The organism is Dactylosporangium siamense, from assembly GCF_016862795.1.
Classification (GTDB): domain Bacteria; phylum Actinomycetota; class Actinomycetes; order Mycobacteriales; family Micromonosporaceae; genus Dactylosporangium; species Dactylosporangium siamense.
This window is the reverse complement of record NZ_BONQ01000242.1, coordinates 1-4,205: the sequence shown is the minus strand read 5'-3', so window position 1 is coordinate 4,205 and position 4,205 is coordinate 1. Positions and strand designations below refer to the sequence as shown.

Below are 4,205 nucleotides of genomic sequence, written 5' to 3'. Positions count from 1 at the left end.
GTCGGTGGTCGCGTAGTTGAACAGCACCTGGAACAGCGGCGTGCGAGACCGGTCCCGCACCACATTCAGCTCGTCGACCAACCGCTCGAACGGCACATCCTGATTCGCGTACGCAGCCAGGGTCTCCGCCCGCACCCGCGCCAACAGCTCGGTGAACGCCGGATCACCCGACAGATCCGCACGCAACACAAGCGTATTGACGAAGAACCCGACCAGATCCTCCACCTCCGCCCGGTTCCGGCCCGCGATCGGCGTACCCACCACCACATCGTCCTGACCGGCATACCGACCCAACAACGCCGCAAACGCCGCGAACACCGTCATGAACATCGACGCACCCGCCGCCCGCGACACCGCACGCAACCCGTCCGCCACCCCCCGCGACACCCCGAACTCGATCACCGCACCAGCAGCAGACCGCACCACCGACCGCGACCGATCCGTCGGCAACTCCAACGCCGCCACCCCAGCCAACCGCAACCGCCAAAAGTCCAACTGCCGCGCCAACACATCCCCGACCAACCACTGCCGCTGCCACACCGCGAAATCCGCATACTGCACCGGCAACGACGGCAACACCGCACCCTCATACAACGCACGCAACTCACGCCGCAGAATCCCCGCCGACCACTCATCACCAACCACGTGATGCATCGACAACACCAACACCGGCTCATCCCGCAACACCACCGCCCGGAACAACGGACCAGCCGCCAGATCGAACGGCACCTCCACACCGACCTCGTCCACCACCCGCAGGTCAAACCGCTCCGGCGCCGGATCAACAACCTGATACGGCACACCGTCGGCGTCGGCCACCAACCGCGTCCGCAACACCTCATGCCGGGCAACCAACGCCGTCAACGCCGCAGCCAACACCTCCCGGTCGACATCACCCGGCAGGTCGACCACCATCGGCATGTTGTACTCAACCGAGTCCGGCTCCAGCTCCGCCAGGAACCACAACCGCTGCTGCGCAAACGACAACGGCAACCGCTCACCCCGACCCACCGACACCATCGGCGGCGCCACCACCCCCGGCGCAGAAGCCTCCACCGCCAACGCCAGCCCGGCCACCGTCGGCGCATCGAACAACACCGCCACCGGCACCTCAACCTCAAACACCGCCCGCACCCGCGACACCACCCGCGTCGCCAACAACGAATGCCCACCAAGCGCGAAGAAGTTGTCGGCGGCCCCGACCCGGTCCACTCCCAGCAGCTCGCCCCAGATCCCGGCCAGCACCTCCTGCACCGGCCCCACCGGCGCCACGAATCCGCCCGCCAGCTCGGGCCGTAGCCCGTCCACAGCCGGCAGCGCGCCCCGGTCGGTCTTCCCGCTCGGGTTGAGCGGCAGCTCCGACAGCTCCACGAACACCGCCGGCACCATGTACTCCGGCAGATCACGGCGCAGCCACCGCCGCAGCTCATCCATCGACGGCACACCCCGCTGCGGGTCCGCCGGCACCAGATACCCGACCAGCCGCTGCTCATCAGCCCGCGCCACCACAACCGCATTCGCCACATCCGGATGCTTGGACAGCACCGCCTCGATCTCACCCAGCTCGATCCGGAACCCGCGGATCTTCACCTGATGGTCCGTCCGACCCAGGAAGTCCAACCGCCCGTCGGCCCGCCACCGCACCACATCACCAGTGCGATACAACCGCCCACCATCGGCGGCAAACGGATCGGCGACGAACCGCTCCGCCGTCAGATCCGCCCGACCCCGATACCCGCGAGCAACACCGACACCGCCGATACACAACTCCCCGACCGCCCCGACCGGCGCCGGCCGCAACGCCGCATCCACCACATACACCTGCGTGTTCGCGATCGGCGCGCCCAGATCGACACCGCCGCCGGGCCGCAGCCGACGACACGCGGACCAGATCGTCGTCTCTGTCGGGCCGTACATGTTCCACACCCCGCCGGTGCGCTCCAGCAGCGCCTCTGCCAGGGCGACCGGCAACGCCTCACCACCGCACAACACCCGCAGCCCGGGCGCGCCCGCCCAGCCGGACTCCACCAACATCCGCCACGTCGCCGGCGTCGCCTGCATCACCGACGCGCCCGACCGCTCAATCAACCCCGCCAACAGCTCCGCACTACGCGCCGTGTCCCGATCCGCGACCACAACCGTGCCGCCGACCGTCAACGGCAGGAACACCTCCAACCCGGCGATGTCGAACCCGAACGTCGTCACCGCCAGCAGCACGTCATCCGCACCCAGACCCGGCTCCACCGCCATGCTGGCCAGGAAGTTCACCACATTGCGGTGACTGACCTGCACACCCTTCGGCCGCCCCGTCGACCCGGATGTGTAGATCACATACGCCAGCCGATCCGCCGACACCCCAACCTCCGGCCGGACCGCCGGCTGCCCGGCCAGCGCCGGACCATCCGGGAGCACCTCACGGACCCCGCCGGCCACCGGACCACGACCGACCACCAGCGCGGCCCCGCTGTCCGACAGCATGTAGCTGAGCCGGTCCTCCGGCTGGTCCGGGTCCAACGGCAGATACGCCGCCCCCGCCTTCCACACCGCCAGCGCCGCCACCACCAGATCCAGACCCCGCTCCAGGCACACCCCGACAACCGTCTCCGGGCCCACACCCTCTCCCCGCAGCAGGTGCGCCAGCCGGTTCGACCGCACCTCCAGCTCCGCGTAGGAAAGCTCCTCCGCACCGGACACCACCGCCACACCCGCACGGTCCACGATCAGATCCACGACCCCGGACACCGGCGGTACCGCCCGCGCCGTGTCGTTCCACGCCACCAAGTCCACCGCCGTGGCCGCCGACACCGGCAACGCCGACAGACGCCGCGCCGGAGCCTCCGACAACCGAGCCAACACATCCACAAAGTCCACGGCCAGACGCTCGACGGTCTCCGCGTCATACAGGGCGGTGCTGTACTGCAGCGAACCCCGAACCGTCTCCCCGACCTCACCGACCGTCACCGCAAGATCGAATTTCGCGTCTTCGATCACCTCACCGTCAAGCCCGGGGCCCTCCTGCCCCGACTCCCGCGCGGTGACGTAGTTGAACAGCACCTGGAACAACGGAGTCCGCGAACGATCCCGCTCCGTCACCAGCTCGTCGACGAGCCGCTCGAAGGGGATGTCCTGGTGGGTGTACGCGGCCAGGGCCTCGTCGCGGACCCGGCCCAGCACCTCGGCGAAGGTCGGGTCGCCGGACAGGTCGGTGCGCAGCACGAGGGTGTTGACGAAGAACCCGATCAGCCCCTCGACCTCGGCCCGGCCCCGGTTCGCGATCGGCGTGCCCACCACGATGTCGTCCTGACCGGCGTACCGGCCAAGCAGCACGGCCAGGGCACCGAGCAGGGTCATGAACATCGTGGCGCCGCTCTCGCGGGCGGCCGCCCGCAGCTGCGCGGCGACCTCCGCCGGCACCTCGAAGTCCACGACCGCCCCGGCGGCCGAACGGATCGCGGCCCGCGGCCGATCGGTCGGGAGCTCGAGCATCGGCGCCCCGGTCAACCGGGCCCGCCAGTAGTCCAGCTGCCCCTCGAGCACCGCGCCGGACAGCCACGCGCGCTGCCACGCCGCGAAGTCGGCGTACTGCACCGGCAACGGCGGCAACACCTCACCGGCATACAACGCACCGAGCTCGTCGCCGAGGATCCGCCCCGACCACTCGTCCGACACCACGTGGTGCATGCACAGTCCGAGCACGTGATCGTCCGGCCCCAGCCGGAACAGCACGCCCCGGATCACGCCGGTGGCGAGGTCGAACGGCACCGCCACGTCCGCCGCGATCCGCTCGCGGACCGCGGCCATCGGGTCCGGCTCGCCGCTGAGGTCCACGACCGGCAGCTCGAACGGCGCCGGCGGGTCGATCACCTGCCAGGGCACCCCGTCGGCGTCGACGACCAGACGGGTCCGCAGCACCTCGTGCCGCTCCACGATCGCGTCCAGCGCCGCGCGCATCGCCGGGAGGTCGAACGCGCCGACGATGTGCATGGGTCGGTACACGTTGTATTCGGTCGAGTCGGGCTCCAACTGCTGCAGGAACCACAACCGCTGCTGCGCGAACGACAACGGCAACGGCCGCCCACGGTCGACGGGAACGATCGGCGGCGCCGCCGGCCCGGTCCGTGTCGCGGCGTCGAGCACTGCGGCGAGCCCGGCAACGGTCGGGTGGTCGAACAACACCGCCAGGGCAATGTCGGTGTGCAGGGCGG

The 4,205-nt window shown here is 69.9% G+C and carries 1 protein-coding gene; it reads right to left on the bottom strand.

What is annotated here, in order from left to right; all coding sequences use genetic code 11:
• Window positions 1–4,137 (bottom strand): non-ribosomal peptide synthetase (locus Dsi01nite_RS56690; protein WP_239137305.1); only part of this gene is annotated, 4,137 nt, incomplete at its 3' end.
• Window positions 4,138–4,205 lie beyond the last annotated feature (68 nt).